The organism is Streptomyces sp. NPDC059142 (assembly GCF_042755665.1).
Classification (GTDB): Bacteria; Actinomycetota; Actinomycetes; order Streptomycetales; family Streptomycetaceae; genus Streptomyces.
On the sequence record NZ_JBHZDA010000128.1, the window covers coordinates 1 to 16,475 of the forward strand.

General features: G+C 72.8%; 15 protein-coding genes and 1 tRNA gene. 13 read left to right on the forward strand and 3 right to left on the reverse strand.

Annotated elements, in window-relative coordinates:
• Window positions 1–235: 235 nt before the first annotated feature.
• A complete protein-coding gene (locus ACFXPK_RS29995; protein ID WP_385080240.1) occupies window positions 236–769 on the reverse strand; it encodes an NUDIX hydrolase in 534 nt (177 codons plus the stop codon).
• A gap of 309 nt (window positions 770–1,078) precedes the next feature.
• Between ACFXPK_RS29995 and ACFXPK_RS30000 the strand changes: the two genes are divergently transcribed.
• From ACFXPK_RS30000 to ACFXPK_RS30010, 3 genes are all read left to right on the forward strand, one after another.
• Complete coding sequence (locus tag ACFXPK_RS30000) at window positions 1,079–1,693, forward strand: signal protein (protein WP_385080242.1); 615 nt, start codon at window positions 1,079–1,081, stop codon at window positions 1,691–1,693.
• Window positions 1,694–1,790: 97 nt separating this feature from the next.
• The gene (locus tag ACFXPK_RS30005; protein ID WP_385080244.1) at window positions 1,791–1,961 is read left to right on the forward strand and encodes a hypothetical protein; all 171 of its coding nucleotides are present in this window, start codon (window positions 1,791–1,793) and stop codon (window positions 1,959–1,961) included.
• Between the two features lie 653 nt (window positions 1,962–2,614).
• The gene (locus ACFXPK_RS30010) at window positions 2,615–3,421 is read left to right on the forward strand and encodes an aminoglycoside N(3)-acetyltransferase (protein WP_385080245.1); all 807 of its coding nucleotides are present in this window, start codon (window positions 2,615–2,617) and stop codon (window positions 3,419–3,421) included.
• 52 nt (window positions 3,422–3,473) lie between these two features.
• On the opposite strand, the gene ACFXPK_RS30015 is transcribed toward ACFXPK_RS30010, so the two are convergent.
• A tRNA-Trp gene (locus ACFXPK_RS30015) sits at window positions 3,474–3,548 on the reverse strand.
• Window positions 3,549–3,735: 187 nt separating this feature from the next.
• Here ACFXPK_RS30015 and ACFXPK_RS30020 point away from each other — a divergent pair.
• The 3 genes from ACFXPK_RS30020 to ACFXPK_RS30030 all read left to right on the forward strand — a co-directional run bounded on the left by ACFXPK_RS30020 (window position 3,736) and on the right by ACFXPK_RS30030 (window position 6,255).
• Window positions 3,736–4,317, forward strand: a complete 582-nt coding sequence (locus tag ACFXPK_RS30020) for a DUF4232 domain-containing protein (protein ID WP_385080247.1) — start codon at window positions 3,736–3,738, stop codon at window positions 4,315–4,317.
• A 115-nt stretch (window positions 4,318–4,432) separates the two neighbouring features.
• A complete protein-coding gene (locus ACFXPK_RS30025; protein WP_385080249.1) occupies window positions 4,433–5,101 on the forward strand; it encodes an RNA polymerase sigma factor in 669 nt (222 codons plus the stop codon).
• Window positions 5,098–6,255, forward strand: a complete 1,158-nt coding sequence (locus ACFXPK_RS30030) for a CU044_5270 family protein (protein WP_385080251.1) — start codon at window positions 5,098–5,100, stop codon at window positions 6,253–6,255. The genes ACFXPK_RS30025 and ACFXPK_RS30030 overlap by 4 nt, the downstream gene beginning before the upstream one ends.
• Here the strand turns inward: ACFXPK_RS30030 and ACFXPK_RS30035 are convergent.
• The gene (locus tag ACFXPK_RS30035; RefSeq protein WP_385080252.1) at window positions 6,248–6,706 is read right to left on the reverse strand and encodes a hypothetical protein; all 459 of its coding nucleotides are present in this window, start codon (window positions 6,704–6,706) and stop codon (window positions 6,248–6,250) included. The genes ACFXPK_RS30030 and ACFXPK_RS30035 overlap by 8 nt on opposite strands.
• A gap of 89 nt (window positions 6,707–6,795) precedes the next feature.
• Between ACFXPK_RS30035 and ACFXPK_RS30040 the strand changes: the two genes are divergently transcribed.
• The 7 genes from ACFXPK_RS30040 (at window position 6,796) to ACFXPK_RS30070 (ending at window position 16,472) form a co-directional block, all read left to right on the forward strand.
• Window positions 6,796–7,689 (forward strand): DUF2797 domain-containing protein, encoded by an 894-nt coding sequence (locus ACFXPK_RS30040; RefSeq protein WP_384998922.1) that lies wholly within the window; start codon window positions 6,796–6,798, stop codon window positions 7,687–7,689.
• The gene (locus tag ACFXPK_RS30045) at window positions 7,676–8,710 is read left to right on the forward strand and encodes an amidohydrolase family protein (protein ID WP_385080254.1); all 1,035 of its coding nucleotides are present in this window, start codon (window positions 7,676–7,678) and stop codon (window positions 8,708–8,710) included. The genes ACFXPK_RS30040 and ACFXPK_RS30045 overlap by 14 nt, the downstream gene beginning before the upstream one ends.
• 70 nt (window positions 8,711–8,780) lie before the next feature.
• Window positions 8,781–9,536 (forward strand): response regulator transcription factor, encoded by a 756-nt coding sequence (locus ACFXPK_RS30050; RefSeq protein WP_384998925.1) that lies wholly within the window; start codon window positions 8,781–8,783, stop codon window positions 9,534–9,536.
• On the forward strand, window positions 9,533–11,245 hold the full coding sequence (locus tag ACFXPK_RS30055; RefSeq protein WP_385080256.1) for a sensor histidine kinase: 1,713 nt from the start codon (window positions 9,533–9,535) through the stop codon (window positions 11,243–11,245). The genes ACFXPK_RS30050 and ACFXPK_RS30055 overlap by 4 nt, the downstream gene beginning before the upstream one ends.
• A 26-nt stretch (window positions 11,246–11,271) precedes the next feature.
• Window positions 11,272–12,603: a glycosyltransferase gene (locus tag ACFXPK_RS30060; RefSeq protein ID WP_385080257.1), complete on the forward strand. Its 1,332-nt coding sequence runs from the start codon at window positions 11,272–11,274 to the stop codon at window positions 12,601–12,603.
• Window positions 12,600–14,795, forward strand: a complete 2,196-nt coding sequence (locus ACFXPK_RS30065; RefSeq protein WP_385080259.1) for a glycosyltransferase family 39 protein — start codon at window positions 12,600–12,602, stop codon at window positions 14,793–14,795. Before ACFXPK_RS30060 ends, ACFXPK_RS30065 begins: the two co-directional genes overlap by 4 nt.
• A gap of 123 nt (window positions 14,796–14,918) precedes the next feature.
• A complete protein-coding gene (locus tag ACFXPK_RS30070; protein WP_385080261.1) occupies window positions 14,919–16,472 on the forward strand; it encodes an MFS transporter in 1,554 nt (517 codons plus the stop codon).
• Window positions 16,473–16,475 lie beyond the last annotated feature (3 nt).

The following is a 16,475-nucleotide window of genomic DNA, read 5'->3' on the forward strand; positions in this document are numbered from 1 at the left end:
GTGCACAGCAGAGCGAGAGGCCCCGGATCACTCCGGGGCCTCTCGCCTTTTCCTTGGCGGCAGCGTTCGACGTCAACCGCACCAGCGGGCCCGACGAGCCGAAGCTGATCGTGGACACCGGCATACGAGTCGCCGGCCACCTCCGGGAGTTCTACCGAGCAACTGGAGCCCTTCCGCCGGGAACCGGCCGCGGTGGCATTCGAGGCCCGGCCCTGGGAAGTCCTGCGCGGCCGGATCATCGGACCGTTTCGTCCATGAGCAGGTAGAGCAGCCCGACGAGGGAGCCGCTGCTGACGATCTCGCGGCGGTCGATCATGGCTCGTACGTGGGCCAGCGGGATCCACTCGATCCGGTCCGACTCGTTCTTCTCGGTCGGCGGGCCCTCGTACGTCGCCCCGTCGGCCCGGAAGACGTGGTGCTGGGAGTCGGTGATGCCGTTGGCCGGTTCGGCGTAGATCAGCGGCTTGATCGGGCCAGGCCGCCAGCCGGTCTCCTCCAGCACTTCACGGGCTGCGGCATCGGCCGGTGTCTCGCCCTCCTCGACCAGGCCCATGGGCAGCTCCCACGCCCAGGCGTCCGTGATGAAGCGATGCCGCCACATCATCAGGACCTCGCGCCGCTCGTTCATCACGGCGGCCACGGCCAGGTGGCGGAGCTTGACGACGTGGTGCTCCCAGCGGTTTCCGTCCGGCGTCTCGATGTCGGTGAGCCACAGGTTCACCCAGCTGTTCTCGTAGATCGGACGTTCCCCGTGGATCTTCCACTGCATCGCTGCGGCCCCTCTCGATCGACCTCCACCATCGCAGAACGAACCTTGAAGGCAGCGGAGTTGGACGACTTGGCGTCGAACTGACCTATAGGGCGGTCCCCATCCTCCGCAACGTTCGGTGGCCGATTTCTGTAGAGCTACGGATCGGAAGGCTGCGGGCTCGATTCCTGCCGGGTGCACAGCAGATGAGAGGCCCCGGATCGCTCCGGGGCCTCTCGCGTTGGACGGGCCCGGTGCACGGTTAGGGTGACCGCTCGTACCGCACGTCGACTGGGGAGTCGGGGCATTCGTGCGAGGGGGAGGGCACTCATGAGGATCCGTACGGTCGGGGCGGGGCTGACCGCTGTGCTGCTGGCCGCGCTGGCTGGGTGTGGGACGAGGCCGGCCCAGGAGGCCGGGGAGGCCGGGGAGGCCCGGAACGATCGGCTCTCGTCCGGGACGTTGCAGAGCCGGTGGTGGACGTGGGCGTCGACGGAGCCCGAGCCGACGAACCCGGTCGCGGACCAGAACGGCGGTTCGTGCGAGCGGAATCAGCCCGAGGACGTGTGGTTCCTGGCCGGCACCTTCGGCACGTACACGGAGCGCACGTGCACCGTCCCCGGTGGCGTGCCCGTCGCCTTCCCCCTTCTGAACCGGCTGGGGGAACCGGCCGATTGCGCGGGTTTCATGCGCACGGCGGAAGGATCCGCCGTGTTGGACGGCGAGAGGATCGCCCCGGACATCTACCGAGGGGAATCGGTTGAAGTGCGAAGCGTCGTCGGCAACCCCGTCACGGGCACGTCAGGCCACTTCACCACGATCGCCTGCGGACTCTGGGTCCAACTGCCCCCGCTGACCCCCGGCAGTCACACGTTGACGATCCGAGGGCGCTCCGGTGATTTCGCGACCGGCGTGGACTACGCGCTGACGGTGGAGGCGGGGTAGACGCGGGTGGCGTCGGCGCTCGGTGCGGGGCGTGGCGGTCAGGTGGAGGCCTGCCTGACACCCCTGCATGCCACCGGGGTTCTGCCGTCCTGGTGGCATGCACGAGGAACAGCATGAAGACCGTTGTTCCGTCGGCAGTATGGATCCGGCTCAGCCGGACGGGTCCGTCGTGTTCGGCAAGGCGTCGCACGGTCTGTCGGAGGCGGGACGTTTCGATGCCTCGGCGGACGGCGTGTCTGAGGCGGCGCTCATGGACTCTGGCGCGTGACTCGACCGGAACTGTGCCGTCCCGGACGGTGTGGGAAGCCCCAGTACCGAGAGCGGCCCGAGCAGCCGACAGCGCCTCGTCGTCACCGGTGGCCTTCATGATCTCGGGGGTCGGTGACTTCCTGTCGGCTCGGAGCGTGTGGGGACGGAGCTGGCGCTCGCCCGGCGGGCCTGGCCGTGGACGTGGGACCATGGACAGCATGACGACGAACCGAAAGGTCCATGCCGCGTAGGCGACCGCGACGGGTGCGGGCCGACGCGCCACGCCGCCTATCTCCTGCCACCAGCACCGTGGTTGACGGCTTGTCCTCGCGGGCTCTGGCCGAGATCTTCCGTCTTGAGTGCGACCGCACTTACCTGCAACCCGGGGATGTCGGCGCGGCCGTGCGTCTGTGGGGGGAGTACGTTCGCCGTCCCGGGCGTCTGTCGTGGCCGGACGACGAGTGGGGTCGCGCGCACCGGTACTGCTGCGGCGATCCGTTTGAGGCGCGTGCTCTTCTCGACACGGTGATCGGGGCGCTTCCGCGTCGGAGCGCCCGCGAGCTCCGTCTGGTCGTCCGCCGGTTCGATGACCGGTGAGCCGGTCGCCGGTGGGCGGTGGGGTGTCGGAAAGTGGGTGGTCCCGGGGTCCGGGGGGCTTCATACTCGCGGGTTATGGCGATGACGTATCCGGCCGGCCCGATGTGTACGCGCGGTTCGCTCGCCGCCGAGCTGCGTGGGGTGGGGCTCCGCTCCGGTGAGACCGTTCTCGTGCACTCCTCCCTCAGCGCGCTCGGGTGGGTCTGCGGCGGTCCCGTCGCCGTCGTCCAGGCGTTGCTGGACGTTCTGGGCGACGACGGGACACTGGTGGTTCCGACGCAGTCGGCGGACAACTCGGATCCGGCGGAGTGGGTGAATCCGCCCGTGCCCGAGGCGTGGTGGGCGGGGATTCGCGCGGCGATGCCGGTCTATGACGCGCGCACCACACCCACCCGGGGGGTCGGGGTCGTCCCGGAGACCGTTCGTCGCCTGCCCGGTGCCGTGCGCAGTGGGCATCCGCAGACGTCGTTCGCCGCCGTGGGGCCGCGGGCCGCCGCGATCGTGGACGGGCACGCGCCGGACTGCCGGTTCGGTGAACGCAGCCCGCTGGCGCGGCTGGAGGAGGCCGGGGCGCGGGTTCTGCTGCTGGGTGCGGGCTTCGAGTCCTGTACGGCGTTCCATCTGGCCGAGTACCGGATCGGCGCGCCGCGGGCCGACAACTCCTTCGCTGCCATGACCCCGCAGGGGCGCCGTTGGGTCACCGTGTCCGACACCGCGATCACCGCCGACGGCTTCGGCGAACTGGGGTCGGCCTTCGAGGAGGAGGGCCCGGTCGTACGGGGCAGGGTCGGCGCCGCCGATGTCCGGCTCTTCCCGCTGGCCGAGGCCGTCGCGTACGCCGGGACCTGGCTGGCCGGGCGGCGGCCCCGTACCCCACGCTGAAGTGCGATGACGAGCATCGCCGACGGGCTCCTGCCGATGACCGGTGGGAAGGCGGAGCCGGCCGGAGTCGAACCGGCGTCCTCGCGGTTTTGGAGACCGCGCGCGACGACCGCTGCGCTACGGCTCCGCCCCCGTCCGCCATTCTAGGGAGTCCCGCCGTGGCCGCGCCGGGAGCTTGGGCGGGTTTGGGGCGTTACGGGGCTTCAGTGTGCGTGTTACGGGTCTGTCTTGGTGTGGGCTTGTCCGGAACGGGCGCCGCGGGATGTGGTGTCTGAGCGGGTGCAAGGTGAGCACCGGTGCTGAAGGAGGAAGCAATGCGCGTTCGGAAGAGGTCGGTAGTGGCGGTCACCGCTGTCGCCGCCTGTCTCTCGCTCTCCGCCTGTGAGGACGGGACCGGCAGTGCGGCCGGGAGCGCCGCCACCGGGGTCGCCGCCTCTTCGGATGTGGCGGAGTCGGCCTCCAGGAGCGCGGGTGGGGACGGAGTCGCTGAGGAGGGGCCGCCGAAGGGTGGATGCCGTACCTCTCAGCTCGACTTCAGCAGCTCGCCGGCGACGGCCGAGGGGACGCTGCTCGTCACCCTCAGGAACACCGGCACCGCCGCCTGCTCGATGAACGGCTTCCCGGGGGTCGACCTCAAGGGCAAGGACGGCAGCGTCAGCGCCGGGCGCGGTGATGTCGAGGCGTCCCCGGTGAGGGTGGGGCCCGGGGAGGAGGCGCGGTTCACGTTGCGCTTCGCGCCGAACGACTCGGGCGGCAGCGGCGTGACGTTCACCAGTCTCGTGGTCACTCCGCCCGACGAGACCCACTCCCGTACCGTGCCCGTGACGATCAACGTGCCCGCCGCCGGGGACTCGGGACCGGCGATCAGCGTGGACCCCGTCGAGGCGGGGAAGTAGCGCCGCCGTACGTGCTGCTCCCGGCTCCGTGGTGTGGCACGGGTCACGGGAACTCCCCGGCCCGGCCGGAGAGGTACGGGGTGTGAGATGTGACGAACAGGAAGACCCGGAACGCATGCGCGCACGCGTCAGGGCGGGCGACCGCGAGGCGTTCGCCGCGCTCTACGAGGAGTACGCGCGGGCGGTCTACAACCACGCCTACCGGCTGACGGGCGACTGGACGGCGGCCGAGGACGTGCTGTCCGAGACGTTCCTGGCCGCCTGGCGCACCCGTCACGCCGTCGAGCCGGAGGGCGACTCGCTGCGGCCGTGGCTGCTCGGGATCGCCACCAACAAGGCGCGCAACGCGAACCGGGGCACCGGTCGGCGCCTGGCCTTCCTGGCCCGCCGCCCCGCCCCGGAGCCGGTGGCGGACTTCGCGGACGCCGCGGCCGGACGCGTCGACGACACCCGGCGGCTCGCCGCCGTCCGGCGGGCGCTGGGCGGACTGCGCCGCCAGGAACGCGAGGTGCTGGCCCTCCATGTCTGGTGCGGGCTGGACTACGCCGAGACCGCCGAGGCCCTGGGCGTCCCGGTGGGCACCGTACGGTCGCGGCTCTCCCGCGCCCGTAACCGGCTGCGGCACCTCACCGACGAGCAGCTCCGCACGGCACCGGACGGGCCCGCGCGCGGGGCACGCCCCGGAGAGACGGTCCGGTCCGGCAGGGAACCCCGTTCCCGCCGCGGAGAGGTAGAGAGCAGGGCCGCGTTCGTGGCCCTGCCCATCCAGGAGGAAGCCCGATGAACGACCGCGCCTCCGGCCCCGAGCGGGCCGAACACGAGGAACTGGCCCGGCTGCTGCCGGCCCCGGCGGAACGGGACCTGCCCCCGGGCCGTCATCTCCACCACAAGGACACTCTGATGCGTCTGATCGACCAGGACGTCGAGCGCGCCACCGCCCGCCCCCGACCCCGCCTGCTGCGCCCCGCCGTCCTGTTGCCCGCCGCCGGACTGGCCCTGGGCGGGGTGCTGCTGACCACGCTCGCGGTGACCGGCCGGGACCACGCTCCCGCACCGTCCGCCGCGGGACCGGGCACGGGCGCCCGGGCGGCGGCACCGCGCGGCGCGGCCGTGCTGCTCGACCGGGTCGCCTCCGCAGCCGCGAAGAAGGGCGAACAGCAGGTCGCCGACGACCAGTTCGTGTACGTGAAGACCTCGCAGACCGGGAACGAGGGCGAGTTCGGCGGCCCGGTGAAGATGACCCCGCCCCGCGATCGCGAGGTCTGGATGTCGCAGAAGCCGGGGCCGGTGATCGATGTCGGCCTGATCCACGAGGACGGCTCCTACTACCCGATCACCGTCGGGGTCCCGGACGGCGAGCCGGCCGTCGGCTACCCGGCGGGCCTCGGCAGGCCGACGTACACGTGGCTGGCCTCGCTGCCCACCGACCCCGACGCCCTGCTCCGGCGGCTCACCACCGAGATCACCCGGGACCAGGACGCGCGCGACACCCCGGCCGACGAGCGGGACGGGGACCTGGACACCTTCGACGCCATCGGGGGGCTGCTCCAGGAGACGCTGATGCCGCCGAAGACCGCCGCGGCCCTCTACCAGGCCGCGGCGAAGATCCCCGGCGTGCGGGTGGACCCCGACGCGGTGGACGCGGCCGGCCGGCACGGGATCGGCGTGGCCCTCGACAACACCCGGGCCGGCTGGCGCACCACCTGGATCTTCGACCCGGCCACCCTGGAGTACCTGGGCGACCGGAGCTACCTCATCAGGGACACCTCCATGGGGAGGAAGGGCACCCAGATCGGCAGGTCCGCGGTCCTGGAGCGCGGGGTCGTCGACGCCCTGCGCGAGAGGCCGTCGGCGGGGCAGCCGTCGGCGGAGCGGCCGTCGGCGGAGCGGCAGGGGGCCGGGAAGCCGGTGGCCGGGCAGCCGTCGACGACTACCTGATCCCGGTGGGGACCGGGCCGTCGTACGGGACCACGACGACCTGGTACGCGTCCTCGTAGACCACCCGGCCCGGATCGGTCGAGCGCAGCTCCTGCCAGGCGACGCCGTGGGCGGTGAGGAGTTTCAGATAGCCGTCCACGCGCGCGATCAGCTCGGCCGCCGCCCGGGACGACTTGAACCAGGCGACCGCTCCCGGGTTCCGCCCGGCGTCGTACACGAGCGGGTCGACGGTGGACGGATCGGGGTAGTTCGCGTCGTACCAGTCGTTGCCCGTCCGCCAGAAGCGCCACTGCTCCTCGGTCAGGGCGCCGCTCCTGGCCAGGCCGTTGGCGAGGGCGAAGACGCCGGGGAAGTGGCCGCGCGGGCTGCGGGTCGTGCTCTGGAAGCGGATGAACTCCCCCGGCGGGGCGTCCGTGGGCAGGGGGTCCGCGGCCCCTGTCGACTCGCTCATACGTTCTACCTCTCGGGTCTGGGGCGCTGTCCCGGCGGTCGGGGAACCGGCATTCTGTCAGTCGGGGCCGAGCACGGAGGTGGGTACGGATGGCGTGGCGGTGCGACGGGCTCCGGTGGAGCGGCGGGGCGCCCGTGCTCCGATGGGAGCAGGGCGCCCGGTCGCGGGAGAGCGAGCTGGTGTACGGGCGTGACCTGGGGTTTCGCGCGGTCGGGGTGCGCCGGTGCGCCGGGGCGCGGGGGAATGTGTGCCCCCTCGGGGCGCAGATCCCGGGGCGCGGGACCGGAGGGCGGTGCGCCGAGTGCGCGCGGCTGGAGCGGGCGCACTCGGTGGCCGCCGACACCCTGGCCGACGATCCGCGCACGTACCGCGTCTATCTGGCGTGGTTCGGACCCGGCATGGTGAAGGTCGGGATCACCGCCGAGCGGCGCGGCCCGGCCCGGCTGCTGGAGCAGGGCGCCGTGGCGTTCTCCTGGCTGGGCCGGGGGCCGCTGATGGCCGCGCGGCGGACGGAGGAGCTGGTGCGCCGGGGGCTCGGGGTGCCCGACCGGGTGCCGTACGCGGCGAAGCGGGCCGTACGGTACGGGCTGCCGGAGGCGGCCGAGCGGGCGGCGGAGGTCGAGCGGCTGTACGCGCGGTCCGTGGCGCTGGAAGGGTGGCCGCAGTCGCTGGAGCGGGTGGGGTGCGCCGTGGCCGATCACGCGGCGGCCTTCGGGCTGGAGCGTACGGGGACCTCGGCCGTGACCGGGGTGGTCGGTGAGCTGGTCGACGGCGGGCGCGTATCGGGCCGGCTGGTCGCCGCCGCCGGGCCCGATCTGCATCTCGCCCCCGCCGGGGAGGAGACGGCCGTGGTCGTGCTGGACACCCGGCTCATGAGCGGCTGGGAGCTGGTGGCGGACACGGGCGGCGGCGCGGACGCGGTCACCGTGCCCGTCGTGGACGTACCGGGAGAGGGCGGTGAGGTGCAGGATGGGCTCTTCTGACGGGGACGACCCGGGCGTGGACGGTCTTGACGGTGGCCTTGATACGGGCGGCCTTGATACGGGCGGCCCTGACGTGGGCGACCTGGACGTGGGCGACGGGGTGGATGCCGTACGGCGGTTCCGGGAGCGGATCGGTGTGCCCGCCCTCGTCGATGTCCACACCCACTTCATGCCCGAACGCGTCCTCGACAAGGTGTGGGCCTACTTCGACGCCGCCGGGCCCCTCGTCGGCCGGGAGTGGCCCATCACCTACCGCCACGACGAGGCCGAACGCCTCGCCCTGCTCCGCGCGTTCGGCGTGCGCGCGTTCACCTCGATGGTCTATCCGCACAAGCCGGGCATGGCCCGCTGGCTGAACGGCTGGGCCGCCGGGTTCGCCGGCCGTACGCCCGGCTGTCTGCGGACCGCCACGCTCTTCCCCGAGGAGGGCGTCGAGACGTACGTACGAGAAGCCGTCGAGGACGGCGCGCGGATCTTCAAGGCGCATGTCCAGGTGGGCGCGTACGACCCGAACGACCCGCTGCTGCGCCCCGCCTGGGGGCTGCTCGCCGAGGCGGGCGTCCCGGTGGTGGCGCACTGCGGTTCCGGGCCGGTGCCCGGGAAGCACACGGGGCCGGGGCCCGTGGCGCGGCTGCTGGCGGCGCATCCCCGGCTGCGGCTGGTCGTCGCCCATCTGGGGATGCCGGAGTACACCGGCTTCCTGGATCTCGCGGAGCGCTACGGCGAGGTGCGGCTCGACACCACGGTGGCCTTCACGGACTTCGGGGAGGGGTTCGCGCCCTTCCCGGTCGAGGAGCGGGCGCGGCTCGCGGATCTGGGCGACCGGATCCTGCTCGGGACGGACTTCCCGAACATGCCGTACCCGTACGCGCACCAGCTCGAAGCCCTGGAACGGCTCGGTCTGGGCGAGGACTGGCTGCGCGCGGTCTGCCACGGGAACGGGGCGCGGCTCTTCGGCCTCGGCTCCGAAGCCGGTCTCGTCCCCGAAGCCGGGCCCGGAACCGGGGGCCCGCCCGCCTGAGCGCGCATTCTCAGGGAATTCACAGGATGGGGAAAGGTCTCTCTCAGAGGCCCTGCCCAAGGTGAGCACCATGACCCTCACCTCGCCCCGCGGGCGTACCGAAATGCTCAGGCCGGACGGGAGCCCCGTCCGTGTGCTCGTCGTCGACGACGAGGCGTCGCTCACCGAGCTGCTTTCCATGGCCCTGCGGTACGAGGGCTGGGAGGTGCGCAGCGCCGGGGACGGGGCCGGTGCCGTGCGCGGCGCGCGGGAGTTCCGGCCCGACGCCGTGGTGCTGGACGTGATGCTGCCGGACATGGACGGTCTCGCCGTCCTCGGCCGGCTGCGCCGTGAACTGCCGCAGGTGCCGGTGCTCTTCCTCACCGCGAAGGACGCCGTCGAGGACCGTATAGCCGGGCTGACGGCGGGCGGCGACGACTACGTCACCAAGCCGTTCAGCCTGGAGGAGGTCGTGGCCCGGCTGCGCGGGCTGATACGGCGTTCCGGGGCGGCGGCCGTACGGAGCGAGTCGCTGCTGGTCGTCGGGGACCTGACGCTGGACGAGGACAGCCATGACGTCACCCGCGACGGGCAGTCCATCCATCTCACGGCGACCGAGTTCGAGCTGCTGCGCTATCTGATGCGCAACCCGCGCCGGGTGCTGAGCAAGGCCCAGATCCTCGACCGGGTGTGGTCGTACGACTTCGGCGGCCAGGCCAACGTCGTCGAGCTCTACATCTCCTACCTGCGCCGGAAGATCGACGCCGGGCGTCCGCCGATGATCCACACCCGGCGCGGCGCCGGCTATCTGATCAAGCCCGGCGAGCCGGGTGACGCCCCGCGATGAGCGGTCCGGGCAGGGCGAAGGGCACGCGGGGTCTGAGGGGGCGGCGCTGGTCGCTGCGGACCCGGCTGGTGGTGTCGGCGGTCGCGCTGATCGCCGTGGTCGCCTCGGTGATCGGGGCGGTCACCACGATCGCCTTCCGCTCGTACCTGTACAACCAGTTGGACACGCAGGTGCAGTCCGTCGCGGGACGCGCGGCGGGCCCCCGGGGCGGCGGTGGCGACATTCCTCCGCCGGGTTCGGTGCCCGGGGGCGACAAGGACCCGCTGGAGGTGGTCACGGGCGGTGGCGCGCCGCTCGGGACGGTCGGCGCGGTGGTGTCGTCCGACGGTACGGTCGGCCGCGGGCAGGTCAGCGGCGAGCAGAAGAGCGCGACCTCCTGGCCCCCCGTCTCGAACAAGGACCTCACGTCGGCGCAGAGCGCGGCCCTCGCCACCGTCGTACGGGACAGCGAGCCGCACACGGTGACCCTGCCCGGTCTCGGCGACTACCGGGTCACGTACATCGAGGGGCCCCGGGGCGACTTCCTCGTCGGCGTTCCCCTCAAGGACGTCCAGGACAACCTCAACATCCTGGTCCTCGTGGAGGTCTGCGTCACCCTCGCGGGGCTGGTCGCGGCCGGGATCGCCGGGGGCGCCCTCGTCGGGGTCGCCCTGCGGCCGCTGCGGCGCGTCGCCACCACCGCCACCCAGGTCTCCGAACTGCCGCTGCACAGCGGTGAGGTGGCCCCGCTCGTACGGGTCCCCGCCGCCGAGGCCGATCCCCGCACCGAGGTCGGGCAGGTCGGCGCCGCGCTCAACCGGATGCTGGGGCACGTCGGTTCGGCGCTCGCCGCACGGCAGGAGAGCGAGACACGTGTACGGCAGTTCGTCGCCGACGCGGGCCATGAGCTGCGCACCCCGCTGGCCTCCATCCGCGGGTACGCCGAACTGACGCGGCGCGGCCGGGAGGAGACGGGACCCGACACCCGGTACGCGCTCGGCCGGATCGAGGCCGAGGCGGAACGGATGACCGGGCTGGTCGAGGATCTGCTGCTGCTGGCGCGGCTCGACGCGGGACGCCCGCTCTCGTACGAGACCACCGATCTCTCCCCGCTGGTGGTGGACGCGCTGAGCGACGCGCACGCCGCCGGGCAGGACCACCACTGGCGGCTGGAGCTGCCGGGGCCCGACGAGCCGCCCGCCACCGTGCACGGCGACGGTTCCCGGCTCCATCAGGTCCTCGTCAACCTGCTCGCCAACGCCCGTACGCACACGCCCCCCGGCACCACCGTCGTCGCCCGCGTACGCAGAGGCGAGGGCCCGCAGCCGGGTCAGCCGGGACAGTCGGGTCAGCCAGGTCAGCCAGGACAGCCGGGGCGCGCGGGAGGGGCCGGGCACGGCTCCTGGGTCGTGCTCGACGTACAGGACGACGGGCCCGGAATCCCCGCCGCGCTGCTCCCCCATGTCTTCGAGCGCTTCGCGCGCGGCGACGCCTCCCGCTCCCGCGCGGCCGGTTCGACCGGGCTCGGTCTCGCGATCGTCCAGGCGGTCGTCACGGCGCACGGCGGGACCGTGACGGTCGAGAGCGTGCCCGGCCGCACCGTCTTCTCCGTACGGCTGCCCCACGTGCCGGCGCGGACGCCACCGTGCCCGCGGCCGGCCCCGTCCGACGCCCCGTTCGACGCGGAGTCCGACTCACAGACAGGCCACAGGCTCACCACACGGCCGTGACAGCCCGCCTCGCGAGTGTTCTCACCATGCGAACCGACACTTCATGGGGCACCCTCCCGGCCCGGGAGCATCTCCCGGTCGAGGTGACCGAGGCCCCCGTACTCGACGTGACCATTCCCGTCTACAACGAGGAGCGGGACCTCGAACCATGTGTGCGGCGTCTGCACGGCCACCTCGCCCGTACCTTCCCGTACAGCTTCCGCATCACGATCGCGGACAACGCGAGTACGGACCGCACCGCGGACGTCTCCGCCCGGCTGGACGCGGAGCTGCCGGAGGTACGGGCGTACCGACTGGAACAGAAGGGGCGCGGGAGGGCGCTCCGTACCGTCTGGTCGCACTCCGACTCGCCCGTCCTGGCCTATATGGACGTGGACCTCTCCACCGACCTGAACGCGCTGCTGCCGCTGGTCGCCCCCCTGATCTCCGGGCATTCGGATCTGGCGATCGGCTCCCGGCTCTCCCGGTCGTCGCGGGTCGTGCGGGGGCCCAAGCGCGAGTTCATCTCGCGGGCCTACAACCTCATCCTCAAGTCCTCTCTGTCGGCCCGGTTCAGCGACGCCCAGTGCGGGTTCAAGGCGATACGGCGCGATGTCGCCCAGCGGCTGCTGCCGATGGTCGAGGACACCGGCTGGTTCTTCGACACGGAGATGCTGGTGCTCGCCGAGCGCGCCGGACTGCGGATCCATGAGGTGCCGGTCGACTGGATCGACGACCCCGACTCCACGGTGAACATCATCAGCACCGCGACCGAGGATCTGAAGGGCGTCTGGCGGGTGGGGCGTGCGCTCGCGGTGGGCGCGCTGCCTCTGGACCGGCTGGCGAGGCCCTTCGGGGACGACCCGAGGGACCGCCGGCTTCCTGGGGTTCCCGGCGGTCTCGCCAGGCAACTGGTCGGCTTCTGTGTCGTGGGCGCCCTGTCCACGCTCTTCTATCTTCTCCTGTACTCCCTCTTCCGCGCCACAGCGAGTCCACAACTCGCCAACGCCGGCGCGCTGCTGGTCTCGGCGATCGTCAACACCGCCGCCAACCGGAGGCTCACCTTCGGGGTACGCGGCCGGGACGGCGCCGTCCGCCACCAGGCCCAGGGCCTGGTCGTCTTCGCGATCGGTCTCGCCCTGACCAGCGGTTCGCTGGCGGCCCTGGACGCGGCCAGCGGCAATCCCGCGCACTCCACCGAGCTGGCCGTGCTGATCGCCGCCAACCTCGCCGCGACGGTGCTGCGCTTCCTGCTCCTGCGCGCCTGGGTCTTCCCGGACCGGCGCGCCGACGAGCTTCCCCGTACCGAAGTCTCCGGCGACCCTCTCGCCGACGCCCCCGCCGACTCCGCCGCCCTCTACTCAAGGAACGCCCGATGACCACGACCCTTCAGCCCGACGGGCTCGCGCCGGCGGCGGACGGCCCCGCCCACCGCGCGGGCGCCGGCCGCGCCGCCCGCCTCTGGCGGGGCAGGCGGGAGGACCCGGCCTGGGTGCGCCCCGCCCTGTTCGCCCTCCTGCTGGCCACCGCGCTCCTCCAGCTCTGGAACCTCAGCGCCTCCGGATACGCCAACTCCTTCTACTCCGCGGCGGTCCAGGCGGGCAGCGAGAGCTGGAAGGCGTTCTTCTTCGGCTCCTCCGACGCCGCGAACTCGATCACCGTCGACAAGCCGCCGGCCGCGCTCTGGCCGATGGCCCTGTCCGTACGGCTCTTCGGGCTCGGCTCCTGGCAGATCCTGGTGCCCGAGGTGCTGATGGGCGTCGGGACGATCGCGGTGCTGTACGCCGCCGTGCGCCGCCGCTTCAGCCCGGTCGCCGGGCTCACCGCGGGGGTCGTGCTGGCGCTGACGCCGGTCGCCGCGCTGATGTTCCGCTTCAACAACCCGGACGCGCTGCTCGCGCTGCTGATGACCGTCACCGTCTACTGCGTGCTGCGCGCGCTGGAGGCCGGCCGGACGAAGTGGCTGGTGTGGGCGGGCGTCGCGGTCGGCTTCGCCTTCCTGACGAAGACGCTCCAGGCGTTCCTGATCCTGCCGCCGCTGGCGCTGGTGTACGCGGTCTGCGCGCCCACGTCCCTGCGGCGCAGGCTCGGCCAGCTCGCCCTGGCGGCGGGCGCGATGGTGGTGGCCGGCGGCTGGTGGGTCGCGATCGTGGAGCTGTGGCCCGCGTCCTCCCGTCCGTACATCGGCGGTTCGCAGAACAACTCCTTCCTGGAGCTGACCTTCGGCTACAACGGCCTGGGCCGTATCAACGGCGACGAGACCGGCAGCGTCGGCGGCGGCGGAGGGGGCGGCGGTGGCGCCGGTGGCGGCATGTGGGGCGAGACCGGCCTCGGCCGGATGTTCAACTCCGAGGTCGGCGGCCAGATCTCCTGGCTGCTGCCCGCCGCGCTGATCCTGCTCGTCGCGGGACTCGTCGTCACCCGAAGGAGCCCGCGTACGGACACGGCGCGCTCGGCGTTCCTCGTGTGGGGCAGCGCGCTGCTGATGACGATGGGCGTCTTCAGCTTCATGGCCGGCATCTTCCACCAGTACTACACGGTCGCCCTGGCCCCGTATCTCGCCGCCGTCATCGGGATGGGCGTCGCGGTGCTGTGGGAGGAGCGGGCGCACATCGCGGCGTCGGCGGCGCTCGCGGTGACGGCCGCGGGGTCCGCGGTCTGGGCCTTCGTCCTGCTCGGGCGGACCCCGGACTACCTGCCGTGGCTGCGCTGGGCGGTGCTGATCGGCGGTCTGGTGGCCGCGGCGGGGCTGCTGTGCGTGGGGCGGCTGGGGCGGCGGTTCGCGCTCGGCGCGGCCGGTCTGGCCGTCGTGACCTCGCTGGCGGGACCGTTCGCGTACACCCTGACCACGGTCGACAGCGCGCACACCGGCTCGATCGTCACGGCGGGCCCGGCCTCGGCGGGCGGCTTCGGCGGGGGCGGCGGACGCGGCGGCCCCGGGGGCGGCGGTCCCGGCGGTGGCGACGGCGGGATGGGGATGCCCGGCCAGGGCCAGGGCCAGGGCACCGGCGGTCAGGCCATGGGGCAGCCCCCGGCCGGCACCGGCGGCCAGGGCATGGGCCAGCCCCCCACGCAGAACGGCCAGAACAGCCAGACCGGCCAGACCGGCCAGCAGCAGAACGGCCAGAACGGCCGGCAGGCCGGGGGCATGCCGGGCGCCGTCCCCGGCGGCGGCGCCGCGGGTGAGCGCGGTGGCATGGGCGGCGGCGGTATGGGCGGCCTCCTCGACGGCCAGAACGTCTCCACCGAGGTCGAGGCGGCCCTCAGGAAGAACGCCTCCGACTACACCTGGGTCGCCGCGGCCATCGGCTCCCAGAACGCCGCCAGCTACCAGCTCGCCACCGGGAAGCCCGTCATGGCGATCGGCGGCTTCAACGGCAGCGACCCGTCCCCGACCCTCGCCCAGTTCAAAAAGTACGTGACCGACGGGAAGATCCACTACTTCCTCTCGGGCAGCGGCGGCGGGCCCGGCGGCAACGGCAGCTCCTCCCTCACCACCTGGGTGGAGGCCACCTTCAAGAAGGTCACCGTGGACGGCACCACGCTCTACGACCTGACGCAGCGGGCGTAACCCCGGGAAACACCCGTCGGAGGGACGGCCCGGAGGGATTCTCTGTACAGCGTAAGGGAATCTCTTGTACGGTGTATGGCGACGCGAGTCCCATACACCGTACAAGGCGTTCAAGGAGGCCCCATGCCGACGACGGCCGACGAGAACAGGACCGCCCCCACCCGGCACCCCCAGCGCTGGCTCATCCTCGGTGTCATCTGCCTCGCCCAGATCACCGTGCTGCTGGACAACACCATCCTCAGCGTCGCGATCCCCTCCCTCACCCGGGAGCTGGGCGCCTCCACCGCCGACATCCAGTGGATGATCAACGCCTACTCGCTCGTCCAGTCGGGCCTGCTGCTCACCGCGGGCAACGCCGCCGACCGCTACGGCCGCAAGAGGCTCCTGATCGCGGGGCTCGCGCTGTTCGGGACCGGCTCGCTGGCCGCCGGACTCTCGCAGACCAGCGCGCAGTTGATCGCCGCCCGCGCCGGGATGGGCGTCGGCGGCGCGCTGCTGATCACCACCACGCTCGCCGTCGTCGTCCAGATCTTCGACGACACCGAACGCGTCAGGGCGATCGGCCTCTGGTCCACCGTCAGCTCCCTCGGGTTCGCCGCCGGTCCGCTGCTCGGCGGGTTCATGCTCGAACACTTCTGGTGGGGCGCGATCTTCCTGATCAACATCCCCGTCGCGGCGCTCGGCCTCGTCGCGGTCGTCGCCCTCGTACCCGAGTCGAGGACCAAGGAGGGCGACCGCCCCGACCTGCTCGGCGCGCTGCTCTCCACCATCGGGATGACCGCCGTCGTGTACGCGATCATCTCGGGCCCCGACCACGGCTGGCTGTCCGGACGGGTGCTGCTCGCCGCCACCGTCGGGGTGCTGGTCCTGGGCGCCTTCGTCCTCTGGGAGCTGCGGATCCCGTACCCCATGCTGGACATGCGCTTCTTCCGCGACCAGCGCTTCGTCGGCGCGGTCGGCGGCGCCGTCCTGGTCGCCTTCGGGATGACCGGCTCGCTCTTCCTGCTGACCCAGCACCTCCAGTTCGTCCTGGGGTACGGGCCGCTCGACGCCGGTCTGCGGACGGCGCCGCTCGCGCTCACCGTCATCGTCCTCAACCTCCTCGGCGTCGCGGCGCGGCTGCTGCCGAGGATCGGCACCCCGGGCCTCATCGCCACCGGAATGTCCCTGGTGGCCGCGGGGCTCGCCTCGATCGCGCTGCTCGGCGCCCACGGGTACGGCGGGATGCTGCTCGGGCTGGTCGTGATGGGCGCGGGCGTGGCCCTGTCCATGCCGGCCATGGCCAACGCCATCATGAGCGCGATCCCGCCGGAGAAGGCCGGGGTCGGCGCGGGCATCAACGGCACGCTGGCCGAGTTCGGCAACGGCCTCGGCGTCGCCGTGCTGGGCGCGGTGCTCAACGCCCGCTTCGCCGCCCTCGTACCGGCGGCCGTGGGCGCCGCCTCGCTGCCCGCGGCGCTCGCGGCGGCGGACGGGGCCGCGGAGCGGCTGCGGATCTCGGACGCGTTCGCCCGGGGGCTGGAGACCAGCCAGCTCGTCGGCGCCGTGGCCGTCCTCGCGGGCGGGCTGCTGGCGGCGCTGCTGCTGCGCAGGGCGGAGCGCGCGAACGGGGGCAGGGACGGGAGTACGGACGCACCGTCAGGGGCTCCGTCGGGCGCCCCGCCCGAGGCGGCCTAGGGT